Origin of the sequence: Pseudomonas sp. B14-6, from assembly GCF_013260315.1 — a bacterium.
Lineage (GTDB): Bacteria > Pseudomonadota > Gammaproteobacteria > Pseudomonadales > Pseudomonadaceae > Aquipseudomonas > Aquipseudomonas mandelii.
This window is the reverse complement of record NZ_CP053929.1, coordinates 3,625,421-3,643,180: the sequence shown is the minus strand read 5'-3', so window position 1 is coordinate 3,643,180 and position 17,760 is coordinate 3,625,421. Positions and strand designations below refer to the sequence as shown.

Below are 17,760 nucleotides of genomic sequence, written 5' to 3'. Positions count from 1 at the left end.
TGGACTTTTGCTGTACGCCCCTGAAGCTCAAGCTGCTAAATAGGCAATTAATATTTTCATAGCTCACGCCTCTCTGCCTTTTAACCAAGATTCAAATTCAATTAGAGGCATAGGTTGGGCATAAAAATATCCCTGCGCTTGATCGCATCCAATACTTTTCAGAAAAGAGCTTTGTTCAGCTGTTTCAACACCCTCTGCGACAATCTTAAAGCCAAGTGCATGCCCCAGCTCTACTATTGCCTTAGTGATGGCCACGTCATTTTTATCGTGGGGCAGATCCGAAACGAAGCTACGATCAATTTTCAAACTATTGATGGGTAATACTTTGAGGTAGGCCAAGGATGAATACCCTGTGCCGAAATCATCTATTGCTGTGGTTATGCCCAGACCCTGAAGCGTGCTCAAGACTTCCCTGGAATGCTCCGGACTAGCCATCATCAGACTTTCTGTAACCTCGACTTCTAAGACACTAGCAGGCAAGTCATAATTATCTAGTGCATCTCGAAGCGTTGCGATGTAGTCGGTTCTATCAATTTGCAGAGCTGCCACGTTTACTGCGATGACCCCATGGGAAATACCGCTATCAGTCCAATAGCGAATATCATGACAGACCATGTCGACAACTTGCGCGCCTATCTGGATTATCAATCCCGTACTTTCTGCGAGAGGAATGAAGTCTACCGGAGAAATCAGGCCATGGATCGGATCCCTCCACCGAACTAACGCTTCAGCCCCCTCGACCCTATCGCTCAAAAGATTGATCTTTGGCTGATACCAAACTTCAAATTCGTGGTTTTTTACTGCGCGTCGAAGCGAACGTTCAAGGATCAGTCTCTCGTGCGCACGTATGGTCATCTCGGGCTGATAAAAGCGATAGTCGTTGCGGCCTCCCTCCTTTGCACCATACATGGCTGTATCAGCTTGACGGAGCAACTGCTCGGGAGTTCCGCTATCCTGAGGGGCTACTGCGATACCAATGCTGGCGGTCAGCAGAGTTGAGTTGCCCTTTAGATCAAAAGGTTCTTGCAGTGAGGCCAGCATTTTTTGGGCGACGACAGTGGCATCGGTTGGTTGGCTTAGGTTGTTCAAGATGAGTGCAAACTCGTCACCGCCTAAACGGGAGACGGTATCCTCCAAGCGTACACACTGCAAAAAGCGAATTCCTGCTTGCTGTAAAAGTAAGTCTCCCATGGAGTGACCGAGACTATCATTCACAGTCTTGAAACCATCCAGATCTACTACAAGCACTGCCAGCGTCTGGTCATAGCTAAACGAAAGATCTAAAGAGTGCTGAAGCCTTTCATGAAAAAGGGCTCGATTGGGCAAGCTCGTCACTGGATCATAATGTGCCATTCGCTGAAGGTCGGACTGAGACTGGTTAATAGCGGATATGTCTGAAAATACTGCTACATAGTTTACCGGGCTACTGAATTCATCGAACACAGCATTGATGGTCAACCACTCAGGATAAAGCGATCCATCTTTCCTACGATTCCAGAGTTCACCTCTCCAAAATCCGGTCATCCTAAGATTTTCAATAATGTCTCGATAGAAATAAATATCCTGTTCTTCTGAAATCAAAACATGCGGCTTAAATCCTATAGACTCATCTGCACTAAATCCGGTGATAGTGGAGAATGCCTTATTGACGGATACGATATAGCCCTGCGCGCAAGTGATAATGACCCCGTCGGCAGTGTTTTCCAAGACAACACCGGCTAGGCGTAATTGCTCAGTGTTCTGTTTGATCTCAGTGATATCGGTAGAAATACCAAGCACGCCTGTAGGCTTGCCATCATTATCATGAAGAACGCATTTTGTTGTAAGATAAAAATGAGTGCTATCATTTTTTTTAATCTGATCTTCAAAGCGCAGAGCATTCCCAGTGGCCAGAACCTTTTCGTCATTTTGACGCTGAGTTTCGGCTTCACCAAGGGGAAGAAAGCTTTCCCGTGGTCTACCTTTCATCTCTGCAAATGATCGGCCTACTGAACGCTCAAACATGAGGTTGCATAGCTGAAGCTTTCCTTCAAGATCGAAGACGTAAATTAAAGACGGTGCATTATCTACGACATCCTGTAACAAAGCCGTTTGAGTTAGCAATGCCTGTTCAGTCTGCTTACGGCCTGATACATCTCGCACTACGGCATACAGCATCGGTTCGTCTGATAAGGTGACACTGGAAAGTGTTACTTCGGCTGGAAATACAGTTCCATCGGCGCGTTTATGGAGCCATTCAAAACGATGAACACCTTTTTCTATTGCCATATTTAACATGGCTTGTGCTTTATTTGTCGTGGACTGACCATCGTTTTGAAATAGCGGCGAAATATCCGTGGCTTTGATTTTATGTAATGTTGTTATGTCCTCATAGCCGAATATCTTGAGTGCCGCTGCGTTTGCATCACTACAAATGCCTCTACGTCCCAGAATCCAGGTCGGATCTGGAGACCGTTCAAAGAGTGCGCGAAAGCGAGCTTCGCTTTGCACTAAAGATTGCTGAGCACTTTTACGCACTTCGACCTCTCGAGCGAGCTCCGCATGACGTTGCCGGACAAGGCGGTGACTTCTGCTAAGTTGAGCTGCGAAGAATGTAAAAAAGCCCGTGCAGGTGAGCGCGAACAGGAACAAGGAGGATCTGAAGAGCGATTCGCTCCGCCAGCCATCCCGAGGAATCGCAGCGAGTTGCCACGTACCGCCAGGCACATCAACAGGCGTTGTAATTGCATCTTCTTGAAAGACTTTAGGATTGCCCCAAATCATCTCGCCATTGTTTCCTAAGCCGTCTCCTCCTCTCAATGCCAGCTCTAGCGTCCCTGTCGCCGTTATGCCGCCCGCCTCAAGCAGAGCGTCTACATCAGCAACCACTGAAGCGCTGCCCCAGTATCGTTCAGTGCTATCTTCTGCGGTAACAAACACTGGGCGACGATGAATAAACCCCCGCCCTCCTTGGAAAAGATCAATAGGGCCCGCTAGCAGGGGGATCTAGATTCGAGAGATCGCAATACCGCAGCATACTGACCAGGCACATTGCGATAATCGACGCCTAGAATTCCTTCATTTCCTTTGAGTGGGTAAACGCTGCGAAGCACATTGCCCGGAGCAAGGGCGATGTGATGGATATGGGGCTGCAGAGCAATTGCCTGCTTGGCCATACCTTCAAAATGCGCTGATGTTATGCCTCCGTCTAACCTCAATAGCTGAGCGATACCTTCAGTCACATCAAACGTTGAATGTATTTGCCCTTCCAAATGAGCTCGAACGCCCGTCAATTTTGCAGTGACCTGCGCTTTATCCTCACTTAATTCCTGCTGGACGTCCAAATGACCTAGGGTCACGGAAAGCAAAACACCCAGCAGCAGAATGCAAATGGGAAACAAAAAGGATCGAAGAGACCAGGTCTGTGGAAAGGGGATGGATGGCTCTATGTCCGAAGTCGCCGTCTGTGATTTTTCCAAGGTTCAGGCCCCAATTATTTGGTCATGGAAAAGTCTGAACGTCTCTGACGTCCACTTCATTTTTCGTTCGTTTAACGATAAAAATGCTCCGCAAAACGCGCTGGATTGATTTGCTCTGCCTGCACTGGAAATCTTTACCACCAGTCGGTTAATTTCCAACGCGGTTGTGGTGGCACTAGGCTTTCGGAACGTTCTAGTAGCTGTGACAGGAGGCCAGTGATGACACAAATAACGGTGTTCGAAATCCGTTACCTCTTCAATGCCAAGCGTAGAAGTTTCTTCATGGAGACAACTCATCTGTGCGACAGCGATGCCTGTCATTTTGCCGCTCTCCATGCCGGGGTTGATGAAGTGCCTGATACCGCCTTCAGACCAATGCGCCAAGCGAAAACACAAACGGAAAAGCTTGGCATTACTGATGTTTGGTGGGGCCTAGCTAGAGAGTTTGAGTCAAAAATTTGAATTAGTAGTCGACTAGCCTTAGCGTGTGTCTGAGAGAAATGACGGTACGACCATCTCGTTTGCAAAGCCCCGCATACCGCGAATTTTCGAAGCCTGAGTACGTGTTTCGAGCTGACAACTATACAACATAAATTCCGCGTACAGCTTTCTTAAAGGTTATGGCACTTAGTCATCAGCTTGGGAGCACTCTACGCGTCTTTCCTATAAAACCTTTGAGGGCAGCGCACTGAAAGGTGCAATTTTTCGAGCGGAATTAGGGAGGTAAAACCCTTACTGCCTCAATCCGAGCATTGCAAAAAATGGCTATGCGGGCGTCGGAATTTCATGGCTCGATGGTGATGATCTCTTTAGATAAGTTAGTCAAGAAGCATATTGGTCTAAAGCCACATTCATATCGTCAACACACTTGATGGATCACCGAGTGTCGTCATCGTGGTGGATATGATCGCGCTGAAGTTTTGATATAGCGCGAACTAAGGCATGGCTACGTAACGTAGGGTGCATAGCCCAAATGTCTCAACCGAACAGTCAGGCACTAAAGGCAATCTCCGCAACAGTGCAAGTCCTTTAGGCTCTAGCAAAGAGTCTACATTTTCAGGCCGGACAGTTAGACTATATCTATCTTAATGAAAAGCTGGATGCCTGGCCCCGCAAAAACTGCGGTATCTAGTTTTGTTCTGCAGCACTGTAAATTTGTAGACGGTTGTCTTATAGACTTATCTTCACGAAGGCTCTGGGCGCAGGCGCTTCTGTTTATCCCCTCGGTACAAGGTTGACTGCATTCTTTAAGTCTTTTCCAGCTTTGAAGGTGGGGGATTTTGCCGCCGCGATGTTTATTTTCCCACCTGTTCTCGGGTTTCGACCTTCACGGGCGGCTCTGGCCTTTACCGTGAACGTTCCAAATCCTACCAGGGTTACATTATCGCCTTGTTGCAAAGCCTCGGAAATTGAGTTGGTGATCGCATTCAGAGCAGACGCTGCAGTTACTTTCGGCACCTGTGCCGCCGCAGAAATGGCGTCAATGAGTTCAGCTTTGTTCATGACGAAACTCCAGAAAATGACAGTGTTTTTTGACGTGCTTTCTACTAACGTTTGGCACGCAGAACACTGAGTAAAGACTATATTTCCTGTCGTTGCCGATGCGAGTGATGCCGTTGATCCTATTGAGTCTGAACTCCGACGTGGTGAAATTTTTTGTCCGGTACCGACGTTATTGATGAGGGCTCAAGGCTGTTGGCACAGCTGCTGGAGATCGAGCTTCGTTCAGTTTGAGCTAGAGCCGACCGTGGGGATGAAGCACCTCACGCACAGTCGATACCAACGAATCTATGGCCCAGGGTTTTTGAAGATATCTAACATTTGAGGGTAAATCGCTCACCTTTAGCTCGTGGCCACTGGTAAGGATCACTGCTATTTCAGGCCATTTTTCTTTGACCATTTTAGCAAGATCGGTACCTAGTATCTGTCCAGGAACGCCGTGATCTGCGATCACCAATGAACAAGCGCGGTGGGATTGAAGTAGGTGAATTAGTGCGTCATCCGCTGTGTCGAACGCTAAGCAGCCTGCGCCGATATCGCTAAGAATTTCCATCATCAGATTACTTAGCAGGTCGTCGTCCTCGACGATTATCACGTCCCCTTCGATGGACAGCTGCAGATCGCGACTCACAATCATGTTTCCCTCCCTTCAAATTCAAATTCAAATTCCAAGATCTACAAGTATTTCACCTTTTTTGAGTTAGATCGACCTGCATCACGGACACCTATCCTAGCTGCATTTATTCTGCTGAAACCCAATCAAAACCGTCAAGAACGACAGTCCAAATAATCACATCTCCAGGCCACGAGCGCTCCCTAAGAAAATTGCTGTGAGGGTCTTTGTTAAAACTTTGCTCGGAGGGCGTTGTAACTTGAAACCACGAGTCGATTACGTATTTCATCGGAAAGGTCTTATTCCGTAGCAGACTCGATGCTAAGCAATGCATTTCGCGGATGCACTCGCCCACCATTCATAGGCCCACGCGGCGCTCTGGCGATGGTGCCCACCTTTTGCCCACGCCGAACCTATGAGTCGAAACACCAGATGAGTGATTTTGAAGATACAGCGCGAGAAGTGCTTTCGTTCTTGCGGCACCGGCTAGGATTCGACTTGTGGATGATTACTCGGGCAGACGGTGATGAATGGACTGTTTTGCATTGCGAAAATCATGGCTATGAAATTCAGCCCGGCAGAGTTCTCCGTTGGAGCGATTCCTTTTGCAGTGAAATGGTGAATGGAAACGGGCCGCGCATAGCGCCGAACTCTCGATTGGTGCCTTGCTATGCGGCTGCACCAATAGGCCAGCAATTAAGAATCCACTCATACATTGGTGTTCCGCTTCTGCTCTCAGATGGCTCCCTCTTTGGCACTCTCTGCGCAATTGATCCTGCTCCTCAACCCGAACAAATCAGAGAGGATCAAGCGCTCATTGAGATGGTTGGTAAGGTGCTGAGTAAGATTTTGCAAATGGAGTTAAGGGCTGATGAGCAGTCCAGCAGAGCGGAGCGATTTGAGGCGCAGGCGCTTTGCGATGGTCTGACGGGACTTTACAACCGTGCCGGCTGGGATCAGCTGGCAGCTTGTCAGGATGGACGTAACCGGCGTTACGGAAAGTCCTCGGCTGTTGTGATCATTGATCTCGATGATTTGAAATTCATCAATGATAGCGAGGGTCACGCTGCGGGTGATGAAGTGATCAAGCAGGCGGCTAGCGCACTCAACCAAGCATCTCGGGCTGACGATGTTGTTGCAAGATTGGGGGGCGATGAGTTTGGAATCATCGGTGTCAATTGCGACAGAGCTGGCGGCGAAGCGCTGCGTGAGAGGGTCTATCAATCACTTCAAGTGTCAGGCGTTAGCGCATCTGTGGGGTTAGCCATGGCAAGCGCTGCCAACAATATAAGCTTGGCGTTGACCCTGGCCGACAAGAAAATGTACGAGCAGAAACGCATGAAAAAAATTGAAGAAAAAGAGCGCATCTAAAGCGCAACCGGTCTGCCAAGCTGATAGATCTTTCAAATGGTCTAATTTTACAGCCATGATGGAAATAGTTCGCCCGTCACCCTGTACGTAAAGGAGCGATTGATTCATGCATATTTATGGTACGAGCGCATTGACCGGTGCGCTAATAAGCTGGCTCTTCTCAGGCTCACCGCCAGGCTTAATCGCGCTGTCACTATTGAGTGTCGTATGGGGTGTTGTTTTAAGCCGAATGAGCAGGTATCCCAAGCAGTGGAGCGGGGGCGTCATTGCTTATTGCACGTCGGTGCTGTTGTTTTCAAGCAGCCTATCGGTGCTCGTTGAAATGATCCAGAAAGGGTTCTATCGAGCAGTTTTGGGTGTGCTTCCGGAGCTGTTTCTGATGGTTCTCGTACTGCCTTTACTGGCCGTTGTTGCGCCACAGCTTTTTCGCTTCATCAACAGAGACTGAGCGAAAGAAATTGTACCGTCGCAGCGCGAGTATGTGAGCAAGCCAGTACCTGCAAGTATGACCAAGGATATTTGCTGCCTTGAGAGTCTGCCATCTTCCGCTAAACCCCACTCCTAAAGGCGGGATCGTTGAGGTGCATTCACCCCGTATAACCTTCAGCGGCCAAAGCACGCATCGTTTCCAGAGGCCACCAGATACTAGGCGTATGCAACAGCACGCTGCGCAGCTAAGGTGAGACTTCTCGACAATGAATTGCTGGCGCCCCCTCGATAGATTTCCACTCAAGGCGTTCAGAGTACTGCCATCGTTATAAGACTCAAGGCAGACTGCACAAAGATCAGCGGCTGGCTGTCACTGATGTGTTGGTCGTGTTTCACCGTTGAGAGCGGAGGGATGCGTGCGACAGTCCTTGCTCTGTCATTTTTCAATTTGCTGTGTCGGGAAAAATGAAAAATACGGTTTGGAGGATATCTTTAGCTTGCACAACGAGGCCTTACCTGGGAGCTGGAAATGAGTACGCGATTTGTAGTAGTGCCAGCCGTCTTAACAGAAACTGAAACTTTTCGTGACGGCGTTCGCTTTTACTCCGTGATGGCGAAAAGCAGTTTCAGCATCTATGACACTCAAAAAAAACGCGATTGGATAGAACCTATTCCTTGCCAGCGGCTGCGCGTGATGAATGCAATCGGCTCAACGGATGTGAATGAGCCATGTCGAACTGTTAGCCTCTCCAATCAGCTCGACTCTGAAGCGACAGTAGGGAACTTCCTTGTGCCGACACGGCACGCTCTTGTTTGAAGGCGTTGCCGAAGTTATCTCGCGGGGCCTGTATGATGAGCGTCAGGCAACTGCCTTTCGATTCGAAGAAATCACGCAGAGACACGTCGGTGGCTGTGGAACGGCCATGTCACCAAATCACCACAGAACAACGCAAGCCAGATCAAGAAGGGTTGAAAAATTAGCCGTGGCGCGTGGTATCCCCAACCCAGTAAAAAACCACCAACAGGTATGTTTTCCAGCGCGTGTTTGATGTTCGCGGGAAACACGCACACGGCATAAACAGCCAACATTATCCCGGCCAGCCTACGAAAACGTGGCGTTAGCAATGCGATAGCCCCCAGAAGTTCGCAGCAACCCGTGAGAATTACCACCACAACGGGATATGGAACCCAGTCCGGGACGATGCTCACGAATCCCGCTGTCGCATAGAGGTGAAAACAACCCGCAGTAAAGTAGAACAGCGCGAGTATCAAACGAAGGAGTCGTCGAAGCCCCTCTCGTTTGCGAACAAAGCGCGGAGGTAAAGGACAGCATGACGAAAGGCTCAATGTCTAACGATAGCATGAAGAACGATGGCATGAAAAAGGACGACATGGACGAGGACGATACAAGTCAATAAATAAGAGATTAACTGATTAAGTGACTACCTTGAATAACCCGCTTCGGCGGGTTTCTGGTTGAGTGACAAGATTTTTTGCAACTTATAGTTTGCAATCAAACTTCTGGTTTTAATGAAGGCCCCTGAGTTAAATTGTCTTGATTTCTTATATGGTGGCGTGTTTTTGAAATTCAATGATTCCATTGAAAGGTTCCGGTTCAACCTAAGCATGAGCAATTAAGTTAAGAGGCTCCTTATAGCTAGCTAGCCCCTGCTTAGCTTCCGTGGTGAGAACTGTATCCCTCGTGTTTTAACGGCTTACTTTTGCTAAAAGTAGGAAGGCACCATGCTCATGAATTGCTGTTCGTAACCACTGCAGCTATAGTCCTATTGCGGCCAGAACGTTTCGCCAAATAAAGTGCGGAATCTGCCTGTGTCATAAGAAACTGGTAATCGGAGCTGTCCGGGACGCATGTATAGACCCCCAAACTAACGGTGACAGATCCGTTCGGATTCTCTTGGTGGGGAATGGATAAGCTCATCACAGCCAGCCTGATTTTCTCGGCCATTTTGTAAGCGCCGCCTGCTTTTGTGTCAGGAAGCAATATTGCAAACTCTTCGCCGCCGTATCGTACCGCCAAGTCAGATGGCCTATTGATAGATTGCCTGGCGGCTTCTCCCACCGAAGTTATGCAATGATCGCCAGCAATGTGACCATATTGGTCATTAAAACTTTTAAAGAAATCAATATCAATCATTATCAAACTGATAGAAGAGCGATGCCGTATAGCGCGAAGCCATTCAAGTTTTAGATTTTTCTCTAAATGACGTCGATTTGAAAGGCCAGTTAGCGCATCTTGTAATACTAACTTTTCTAAGATTGCCTGCGCATCCTTCAAATCGCCCTCTACCGTTAGCCCATGACGGACTTGCTTAATCAGTAATAGGCCAACAAGGAGATTTACTACAAGAACTACTCCAATCATCGCTCCCATCTTGATTGTCCCAGCCCACCAAGCGCTCAAAATCGCTTCTCGCGAATTTGCAGCAGCAACAACCAAAGGGTACTTCTGAAGCAAGCTATATCCAAACAGACGATCTACTCCGTCTATTATTGAATTGATCATTACAGTGTTTGCGGGGATTTTGGCAAATGTATGGAAAATATTTCACCTTTAGCCAGAGACGTGCCAATTACCTGTTCAACAAAAGGCCGTCTTGCGATAATCCTCCCGTCAGGAAGTGCTAGAAATATAGCGCCTTTCTTATCTATGGAGAAAGTAGAGAAAAAGTCGTCGAAATATGTCATTTTTATAGTTGCCAACGCGACACCTCTGAAGCTCCCTTCGCTGTCGTTGACTCGTCTCGAAAATGGAATAACCCATTCCCCTGTTGTCCGGCTGCGTATTGCTTGGCCGATTCGGGGGAGAGTGTGACGTTGTGTTTGTGGAATTGAAAGTAATCACGATCAGCGTTATTTGCAGCATCTGGTTTTGAGTCGAACGAAGACAAAATCCAATTACCATCTTTATCATAGAAAAAAAGTCCATGAAGCTGCTCGGTGGTAAATACTCTTCTTTTAAGAAGCCTTTGGGTTTTATCAAGCTCATGGGGGCTTAACAGATTGTCGTGAATCCTTTCGATTAACTCATCTAAAATTAAATTGGCCTCATCGAAAGTATCAGTGGCTTGCTGAGCAATTGAACGTGTTAGATTTCCTGAAACTAATTCTGCTTGTGAAATATCATATGCTTTACTTTGAACGGCCTGGATCCAATAGATACTAATAATTGAAATAGTCACCAGAGCCATGAAAGCGACCGATATCACTGTAGCCGGTAGTCTTCTTGGCCGGAATTCAGGTTGCCGAGCGGTGTCCTCGGGAAGATTATTCACAAGATCTCCTAGCATGAGATTCGGGTGGGTAGTCTTTAGATGTTGTTTGGTGTGAGCAGTTCATCAGTAGGATAAGTATGTTGGATCTTGCCCTTTAGGACTAGAGAATTTGCTGCCTCGCGATCAATCCAAGATTTTTTGAAGAGTAGATTGGGCCTATTTCCCATTATTGGCCGTCATAGGCTAGGTATCGAAACTTATCGATTCGCCTTCCGATGTCGTCGGAACTCCTTTGTTAATGAGAAAAAATCCTGTATCAGTGCAGCGTTGGGCCTACGCTCCAGGCCTATTTTCCTCATTAGGTGGATCTATTTCTTCCGTGCATCTAGCCCAATCGGAATGCACTCCCCCTTCCAAGGCTGAGAAATCAGCCGACTGTCGCACGCTATGAACCCCTGGATCTGCTCAACGCCTAACGCTGTCTAAACCACAAAATAGGAACGCAGCAGGTGTTTCCGACCAGTGCAGCATTAATTGTGCGGATGGCCCTCAATTCTCCGGGCACAGAGAAGAATAGATATCGGAGATTTATCAGTTTATTGGGATTAACAAATCATGCCTAGAATTTTGACTTCCCAAATTGGGGATACCGAACTCAACGAGCATAATACCAAGATATTCGGAGCCCCAAAAGATCGATTAGATTTTTACAGGAGGGAGATTCAGTACGAGACCAGAATCTTGGCAAATCGAACTGATGCTTACTTGGCTGCGCAGTCCTTTTTGGTCATAGCCTTTGCATCGTGCATGTCCAATCTGAACCCTGAGTGGGGAAAGCTGTTCACTCTAGTGGTGCCACCGTTTCTTGCGCTGCTTGGAATGCTGAGTTCGTTGAATGCTTGGCCCGGGATTCGAGCGGCCTATGACATCATTGATCACTGGCATTTCAAGCAAAGTGAGCTTTTAAGCAGCCAACCTTTGATGGGATTGGCTTTTGACGAATCGCCCTTATTTTGTGATAGGGAATCCACTCATAAGGGATATCGTAAGGCTTTGCTGTTTTCAGTTCGTACACCATGGATCTCCGCGATGTTCTGGATATTGCTTGGTTCTTGGTCGGTCTACATCCAAATCACAAATCCAGGTGCCTAAGCCCTCGCGTAAGGGCTTTATCTTCATGTGCACCAGACGCGTTGTTTCTGCTCGCGCTATCCCGTCTCCAACCCACCAAAGAAAAGCTGCAAAAAACTACGTTGTGCGTCCTTAGTACATTTAATATTGCGCGACGTTCACCAATCAGGCTTTTTCATGTCTATCGCTGCAATGCGGCTTATTGGCTTCATCCTAGGTATTTTTCTGATCACACTGGCCGTAAGCATGGCGATCCCCATGATTACGCTGGTGCTTTATGAGCGAAGCGATGAACTCTCTGCCTTTCTCTGGTCTAGCCTGATCACCTTCATCTGTGGGCTGATGCTCATTGTGCGCGGTCGTCCAGAAACCTCGCAGCTTAGGCCAAGAGATATGTATCTGCTGACGACAGCCAGTTGGGTTGTCGTCTGTTCTTTTGCCGCTCTTCCCATGGTGTTCATCCACCATATCAGCTACACCGACGCGTTCTTTGAAACGATGTCCGGCATCACGACCACTGGCTCTACCATTCTCACCGGGTTGGATACCGCTTCTCCTGGTTTGCTGATTTGGCGCTCAATGCTTCACTGGTTGGGGGGATTGGCTTTATCGGTATGGCGGTGGCAATCCTTCCACTGTTGCGGGTGGGCGGCATGCGTCTGTTTCAAACCGAATCTTCAGATTGGTCAGAGAAAGTAACGCCGCGTTCCCATGTTGCTGCCACGTACATCTTATGGCTCTACCTCGGGTTGACTGGTGGATCAGCCTTGGCACTTTGGTTGGCAGGAATGACGCCGTTTGAGGCGATCAATCACGCAATGTCGTTGATTTCTACAGGTGGATACTCGACCTCGGATGCATCGCTAGCTCACTGGCCGCAGCCAGCTATCCATTGGATAGCGGTGGTCATCATGATTTTAGGTAGCCTGCCATTCACCTTGTATGTCGCGACTTTGCGTGGACATAGGATGGCGTTGGTGAAAGATCAACAGGTACGCGGTTTCATCAGCTTTTTGGTCATTACCTGGTTGGTAGTTGGTACATGGCTGAGTCTGAACAGCGACAATAGCTGGTGGGATTCCATTCGTATCGTGGCCGTCAACGTGACCTCCGTCGTGACCACCACAGGCGTTGCATTGGGTGATTACACACTGTGGGGCAGTTTTGCAGTAATGCTTTTTTTCTATCTGACCTTTGTCGGCGGATGTTCGGGCTCGACCGCTGGCGGTCTTAAAATCTTCCGCTTTCAGGTAGCGGTTACTTTGTTATTGAGCAGCCTAAAGCAACTGATTCATCCTCGGGCAGTCATTCAAAAAAAGTACAATGGTCATCCTGTAGACGAGGAGATTGTGCGCTCACTTTTGACTTTTTGTTTTTTCTTCACAGTCACGATTGCAGCAATCGCCTTAGGGCTTGCTCTCATTGGGCTTGACTGGACAACGGCTTTGAGCGGCGCGGCTACTGCCGTGTGTAACGTTGGGCCAGGGTTGGGAAACATCATCGGGCCGGCAGGTAATTTCTCATCACTACCTGATGCTGCAAAATGGCTTCTGACCATTGGGATGCTTTTGGGCCGGTTGGAAATTCTGACCGTACTGGTGCTTGTGACACCAGTCTTTTGGAGATATTGATCTGAGGTGTTCACCCCAGCCACAGACATCAACGTTGCTGCTATTGCAGCAAATGTCAGCGCTCTCAGAAGTCGCTCGCAAGACTCGTCACTAGGTCAATATCGCTAACGTGCCTGCGTTAAATGTCTTGGGCGTCTGGGCAGGAATCTGCTCGCCGAATCCGCTCACCACTGACCAGCTGTACCTTCGCCAATCATAGGGTGCATTCGGTGGATCCAATCTGATAAAGTCAAACTGACATCACTGGTTTATCAAGCAGTCCTAATGCCTATACGCACTGATCAACTACGCAATGCTGCTCCGAGATGGTCGTTTAACGGACGCATCAGAGATGCTGTTCAAGCAAAGCGTCTCGGTATGTCGACTGCATTTCTCTCTCACAGTCACCAAGATAGATTTCTGGCGATTGGGCTAGCGCAGTTGCTGAATGAAGCTGGGTGGAGTGTATACATCGATTGGCAGGATGAAGAAATGCCGGCCACCCCAAATCGGGAGACCGCAACACGCATCCAACGAAAAATTTCAGAGTCTGATTATTTTTTGTTTTTGGCAACGGCAAGTTCGATGTCTTCGAGATGGTGCCCTTGGGAGATAGGATTTGCGGATGGAGTAAAAAACCTAGATCGCATTATTATGATCCCCACGGTAGAAGGCTGGACAACTCACGGCAGCGAGTATCTAGATTTATATAGGCGGATCGATTTTTCAAATCTTGGTGCTCTGGCGGTTTGGGAGCCGGGCACTAACTATGGCGGCGTATCAGTAAGAAGTTTGTAAGTCGGATTTTTTATCGGGAGTTTTTACTTAATACGAGGGAATACAAATGGCACGCAAAGTTTTTTTCAGCTTCCAGTATGAAGATGTGCAACGTGTCATGACCGTAAGAAATAGTAATGTCATCGATGGTGTACAGAAGTCTGGCGTGATCGACAAGGCGGAATTCGAACAGATAGCTCGACAAGGCGATGTCGCCGTCCGCAATTGGATTGATCGACAGCTTGAGGGTACGTCGGTAACCGTGGTACTCGTTGGCCCAACAACCAATCAAAGCAAGTGGGTTCAGTACGAGATTCAAAAAAGTATCGAGCGCGGGAATGGCATTCTGACAATCAATATAAGTCAAATTCCTGGATGGGATGGCCGCCCTACGACGTCCTGTGGACTCCAGGTTAGAGGTTATCCTAACTACAACTGGGTGTCAGATTTTGGATATCGCAATATTGGTATATGGGTAGAGCAAGCGGCACGAAATGCTGGACGATAGTTGTTGGGAAAAGAGGGCCTAGGCCCTCTTTATTAGCGATGGTACAAGAAGATAACTAAGCTAATCGCCACTACAACGGCACCATGGAAAATTAGAAGAGTCTTGGACAGAAAAGACTTCCACCAGTCCTTGGTACCTTCCTTTACGTCGATAGTCATTACAAAATCAACGCTTCCGGGCTCTACAACCCGAACTTTATCGTAGAGCTTTCTGTAATTTCGTTCCAGCGCCAGAAAATACGCATCCAATCCCCAGAATGCTATGGCTGGCACGTAAGCCAAAACAGCAAATCCCTTGTCTGAATCTTTCGCTGAAAGCGCGAAAAGTGCTGAGACTATAACAACAGACCATCCTTTCAGAAGGAAGGAGTTTGTCGATAGTCGATTCACGACTCCTTGTATAAATTCCAGGTGCTTCAGCTTTCTATCCATGCTTTGGAGCTCCCTAGGTCAGTGATTTTCATAAAGTACTTTAATGGCTGCTTTTCCTCGCAATTCAGCAGCTTTAACCATCCAAAGAATCATGTCGTAGTGGCCCAGTGTGGTCAGATGCTTCAGCGGTGCCTCGTGGGCGACGTCCAGTGATTCGTTAACACTGTCCATCATGCGTTTATGCTCGAGGGATGGACGTGATTTTGTTCTGACCATAGAGCTGAACATCAACTCCATGTGAATCCAAGGTGATAAAGTTTTCTCATTCGACACAACTGAATGCTTTGTAGACAACGATTTATCAGTATTTAAGAAAAATAGCGTGTCTGCGCGGTCAATCATCTGTTGCAAAGCAGTTGCCAAAATCATATGAACGTGAGCAGTCGAACGATTTCTGTCACTGTACCGGTAGCTTCCTAAATCAGCATCCCAGCAATGCTTGTCATCTATTTTTTTCAAAAGATCGTCTGCAGAACCCCAGACAGATGAATCAACAAAAGCAATAATTCCTAGCTTTTCCTTTAGGTCAATTGCTAGTTGAGTTGCTAAATTTCTATCTTCATGAGAGTGCGAAATGAAGACATCCACATTTTGATGAGGAAAGATTTTTCTGATCACCGTTTGAGCGTCGATGGTGTCGGCGTCCAATACGTAAGCGGACAAATCCTCTACTTTTCGCTTTTCGTCGCTCTGATATTCTCTAACGGCTGCATCATCAATTTTGTAAAGGTCTCTGTACAGCGAAACATTGAATCCACGATCCACGACTTTTTTCCTATGGTTTTTGATAGGTCAACATTGAGACTAATAGTCAAAGCTTTGAGGCGGTGAGAGGTGTGCATAGCTGTCACGAGGTTCCTCGGTAGAAATATCGAGCTCGTGTATAAATGTGCTTGTGAAATCTATAGGGTTGTAGCTCGCATCATCTACTGAGGCAGTGGTCGAGACGTTCAATATTTTCGCAGCCGCGCCACCTGGCCGCTTGACGACTAATGCCGTCGCTTGAGGGTGATATTCACGAAAGAGGCGATACTCCTCAATTATTCCCTGCTTACCCCCAATGAAAACTCCTGCGCTGAACTCAAAGTCTGAGAACATCGTTTCACGCATTTCTTTTAGACTTGCAGCTTCATCCTTCGACGCGTTGACGAGTACAACATTGGCAAAGTGGTCGTTAGCGCTTGGAAAAACTGATGAAAAATACCTCGATTGATACAGCGTTACTGCCTCGGTGTATTCGATCCCTAAACTTTGACAAGCGACCACTACCATCGGAGTGATGGAAGGGTGTCCTCCCCATACAATGTGGCGTCTACCAAGCGCTAGCGACAGAAAAGCACGGATGGCTGTGTGAACCAGAAAAGGGTCGCATTTGTCTGCGTAAGGGTCTTCAGGGGCAGGAATGCCGGCTGAGAGAAATACGTAATTCATGATCAGCTCCAGTCAGCAAAATCCCAGCCACAGCGGTGAGAGCTCACCAATCTGACAGCGCCACGAACATAGTGGGTTATCCACTCCATATGAGCTTTCCACTCTTGCTCATCGATTCCCGCCTCTTCGTACACAACAGCTACAGGAGAGGGGTGATTATCCAATGTAGCGTTGTGCAAGGTGTGTGAGGTAGGCACGCCCAAAGCTGGATAGACCGCTATCCGAGTACCGTTTGGAGTGGCAACAATAAGGCTACGTCGAAGTGTAACTCCTTCAATTTTGCCACGTCCTTTAGCTACTGAATCCTTTAGCGTCGACAGGAGTCTTTGGTAACGTTCAGCAACGCTTCGCGCTCTGAGGTCTTCAACTTCATTACAGATGTTTAGTACCGCTTCATCGCTTAAATGACTGTTGCCGAAAAAATCAGACTCACTGAGGCCTATAGTCGTGGCCAGTCCTACCCGAGGATTCGCGATCACGCCAGGCCAAGCGGCTCTCAGCAGTGGTATACCGCGCCATTCGGCCCGAGTAAATTCCATGTCTGTCCAACGACTCGAAAAGTAATTAGGGGTATCCAAAAACAGTAGGACGTCGCTGTCACACAATCGTTGCCAGAGAACCTGCTGAAAATGCTGGCCTGGATGAATGTCATGAGTATCCAAAAATACGTCGTAAAGCCGGGCAGACAACGCGGCATACAACTGCAACGCAGCCTCAGTGGACTCACTACGGCGATAGCTCAAAAAAACGCGACGATTGCGTGGCAACAGTGATGCGCACTCCAGCAGCGCATACGTAATGGCTGTGGCCTTGTCTGTTTTCCAGGCCATGCCATTGAGCCGGGATACAAGCGGAGGAAATTCTGAGGGTAGGTTTTCTTTGTAGCTAGCCACAGGGATTACTGGAATTCCCCGGTTCATCAACGACGCCATCGTCATTTCAAACTCATCGCTTATAGGGAAGCAGAGAACTGCCGTGCACCTATCGCCCAGAGCATTGAATTCAGCTGGTGAACCAACGAACAAGCTCACCTCCTCATGCAAGGTGAACCCCAATTCGCTCAGTCGCAAAGAAAGCTCGTTTTCTATTTCCTGGACGGCGCTCTCTGGCGCATTACCAAGAATCGCGAGCTGATAGAACGCTTGCTGTTTCATGCTCAAATACCTATCCACAGACAGGCTCCTCTCAGGGAGAGCCCAATGGCGATAGGCTACTACTTTTTTGGATCCAGCTCAGCTCTACTTCTTGGCTTTAACCTCGGGGAGACC

Annotated in this window: 18 protein-coding genes and 1 pseudogene; 8 read left to right on the top strand and 11 right to left on the bottom strand. The window is 47.9% G+C overall.

The genetic code is table 11. The features are described from left to right. Positions 1-63: 63 nt before the first annotated feature. Together HP062_RS16660 and HP062_RS16655 are read right to left on the bottom strand one after the other, a co-directional pair. On the bottom strand, positions 64-2,919 hold the full coding sequence (locus HP062_RS16660) for an EAL domain-containing protein (protein WP_172791722.1): 2,856 nt from the start codon (positions 2,917-2,919) through the stop codon (positions 64-66). 53 nt (positions 2,920-2,972) lie between these two features. Beyond that, a complete protein-coding gene (locus tag HP062_RS16655) occupies positions 2,973-3,458 on the bottom strand; it encodes a hypothetical protein (RefSeq protein ID WP_172791721.1) in 486 nt (161 codons plus the stop codon). A 219-nt stretch (positions 3,459-3,677) separates the two neighbouring features. On the opposite strand from HP062_RS16655, the gene HP062_RS16650 reads away from it, so the two are divergent. Then, positions 3,678-3,920: a DUF6555 family protein gene (locus HP062_RS16650; protein ID WP_172791720.1), complete on the top strand. Its 243-nt coding sequence runs from the start codon at positions 3,678-3,680 to the stop codon at positions 3,918-3,920. Between the two features lie 753 nt (positions 3,921-4,673). Here HP062_RS16650 and HP062_RS16645 read toward each other — a convergent pair. Together HP062_RS16645 and HP062_RS16640 are read right to left on the bottom strand one after the other, a co-directional pair. Further along, positions 4,674-4,961, bottom strand: a complete 288-nt coding sequence (locus tag HP062_RS16645) for an HU family DNA-binding protein (protein WP_172791719.1) — start codon at positions 4,959-4,961, stop codon at positions 4,674-4,676. A gap of 232 nt (positions 4,962-5,193) precedes the next feature. After that, positions 5,194-5,595: a response regulator gene (locus tag HP062_RS16640; protein ID WP_172791718.1), complete on the bottom strand. Its 402-nt coding sequence runs from the start codon at positions 5,593-5,595 to the stop codon at positions 5,194-5,196. A gap of 408 nt (positions 5,596-6,003) precedes the next feature. Between HP062_RS16640 and HP062_RS16635 the strand changes: the two genes are divergently transcribed. The 3 genes from HP062_RS16635 to HP062_RS16625 all read left to right on the top strand — a co-directional run bounded on the left by HP062_RS16635 (position 6,004) and on the right by HP062_RS16625 (position 8,188). Next, on the top strand, positions 6,004-6,942 hold the full coding sequence (locus HP062_RS16635; RefSeq protein WP_172791717.1) for a sensor domain-containing diguanylate cyclase: 939 nt from the start codon (positions 6,004-6,006) through the stop codon (positions 6,940-6,942). A 106-nt stretch (positions 6,943-7,048) separates the two neighbouring features. Next, complete coding sequence (locus HP062_RS16630) at positions 7,049-7,390, top strand: hypothetical protein (protein WP_172791716.1); 342 nt, start codon at positions 7,049-7,051, stop codon at positions 7,388-7,390. A 510-nt stretch (positions 7,391-7,900) separates the two neighbouring features. Then, on the top strand, positions 7,901-8,188 hold the full coding sequence (locus HP062_RS16625; RefSeq protein WP_172791715.1) for a hypothetical protein: 288 nt from the start codon (positions 7,901-7,903) through the stop codon (positions 8,186-8,188). 71 nt (positions 8,189-8,259) lie between these two features. Here the strand turns inward: HP062_RS16625 and HP062_RS31515 are convergent, their stop codons facing one another. The 3 genes from HP062_RS31515 to HP062_RS31340 all read right to left on the bottom strand — a co-directional run bounded on the left by HP062_RS31515 (position 8,260) and on the right by HP062_RS31340 (position 10,664). Next, entirely contained in the window at positions 8,260-8,643 is a 384-nt protein-coding gene (locus tag HP062_RS31515) for a DoxX family protein (protein ID WP_218585105.1), read from the bottom strand. A gap of 475 nt (positions 8,644-9,118) precedes the next feature. Beyond that, positions 9,119-9,895, bottom strand: coding sequence for a GGDEF domain-containing protein (locus HP062_RS31345; RefSeq protein WP_306163350.1), 777 nt, complete (start codon positions 9,893-9,895; stop codon positions 9,119-9,121). A gap of 184 nt (positions 9,896-10,079) precedes the next feature. Next, entirely contained in the window at positions 10,080-10,664 is a 585-nt protein-coding gene (locus HP062_RS31340; RefSeq protein WP_306163349.1) for a hypothetical protein, read from the bottom strand. A 555-nt stretch (positions 10,665-11,219) separates the two neighbouring features. Here HP062_RS31340 and HP062_RS16610 point away from each other — a divergent pair. From HP062_RS16610 to HP062_RS16595, 4 genes and pseudogenes are all read left to right on the top strand, one after another. Then, the gene (locus tag HP062_RS16610) at positions 11,220-11,756 is read left to right on the top strand and encodes a hypothetical protein (protein WP_172791713.1); all 537 of its coding nucleotides are present in this window, start codon (positions 11,220-11,222) and stop codon (positions 11,754-11,756) included. Between the two features lie 156 nt (positions 11,757-11,912). Further along, a pseudogene (locus HP062_RS16605) lies at positions 11,913-13,366 on the top strand (TrkH family potassium uptake protein). A gap of 357 nt (positions 13,367-13,723) precedes the next feature. Beyond that, a complete protein-coding gene (locus HP062_RS16600) occupies positions 13,724-14,143 on the top strand; it encodes a toll/interleukin-1 receptor domain-containing protein (protein WP_256665826.1) in 420 nt (139 codons plus the stop codon). 46 nt (positions 14,144-14,189) lie between these two features. Further along, positions 14,190-14,630 carry a TIR domain-containing protein gene (locus tag HP062_RS16595; protein WP_172791711.1) on the top strand — a complete coding sequence of 147 codons (441 nt, stop codon included), beginning with the start codon at positions 14,190-14,192 and terminating at the stop codon, positions 14,628-14,630. A gap of 32 nt (positions 14,631-14,662) precedes the next feature. Here the strand turns inward: HP062_RS16595 and HP062_RS16590 are convergent, their stop codons facing one another. From HP062_RS16590 to HP062_RS16575, 4 genes are read right to left on the bottom strand one after another with little or no spacing between them, the layout of a single operon-like run. Further along, on the bottom strand, positions 14,663-15,061 hold the full coding sequence (locus tag HP062_RS16590) for a hypothetical protein (RefSeq protein ID WP_172791710.1): 399 nt from the start codon (positions 15,059-15,061) through the stop codon (positions 14,663-14,665). A gap of 18 nt (positions 15,062-15,079) precedes the next feature. Continuing rightward, on the bottom strand, positions 15,080-15,826 hold the full coding sequence (locus HP062_RS16585; protein ID WP_172791709.1) for a toll/interleukin-1 receptor domain-containing protein: 747 nt from the start codon (positions 15,824-15,826) through the stop codon (positions 15,080-15,082). Between the two features lie 39 nt (positions 15,827-15,865). Further along, positions 15,866-16,492, bottom strand: a complete 627-nt coding sequence (locus HP062_RS16580; RefSeq protein WP_172791708.1) for a hypothetical protein — start codon at positions 16,490-16,492, stop codon at positions 15,866-15,868. 2 nt (positions 16,493-16,494) lie between these two features. After that, positions 16,495-17,646: a toll/interleukin-1 receptor domain-containing protein gene (locus tag HP062_RS16575; protein ID WP_172791707.1), complete on the bottom strand. Its 1,152-nt coding sequence runs from the start codon at positions 17,644-17,646 to the stop codon at positions 16,495-16,497. Positions 17,647-17,760 lie beyond the last annotated feature (114 nt).